The 364-nt window shown below is 38.5% G+C and carries 1 protein-coding gene; it reads right to left on the bottom strand.

From position 1 onward, the window contains the following. Positions 1–74: 74 nt before the first annotated feature. A partial coding sequence (locus B4K11_RS15460) for an EAL domain-containing protein (protein WP_292959456.1) occupies positions 75–364 on the bottom strand: 290 nt, incomplete at its 5' end.

The following is a 364-nucleotide window of genomic DNA, read 5'->3' as shown; positions in this document are numbered from 1 at the left end:
AGCTAACCGAGTACCCTCAGATATAGGGGAAGTCCATACCATCTCTTTACATTCATAATGTTAGGGGGATTACTTTATGAATGAATATTTTTATTTTGATCCGTTTGCTCCTCTAGAAGCATTAACAACCTATCTTCTCTCATTGGACGATTGAAGAGGTAGCCCTGGATCATAGGGTTACCATATTGTTGTATGATCGCCAATTGACCATCGCTCTCCACCCCCTCCACGATTGTCTTCAGTGATAATGAATTAGCAAGAGAAATCATACCTGATACTAGAGTCCGATCTTCTGAATTTTTTTCTAAGTCATCTATGAAGGACTTATCAATCTTAATGCGATTGATTGGGTATTTTTTGAGGT

The sequence above is a fragment of the Neptuniibacter sp. UBA6509 genome, from assembly GCA_002435145.1.
Lineage (GTDB): Bacteria > Pseudomonadota > Gammaproteobacteria > Pseudomonadales > Balneatricaceae > Neptuniibacter.
The sequence above is the reverse complement of the archived record's forward strand: the minus strand, read 5'-3'. Positions and strand labels throughout refer to the sequence as shown.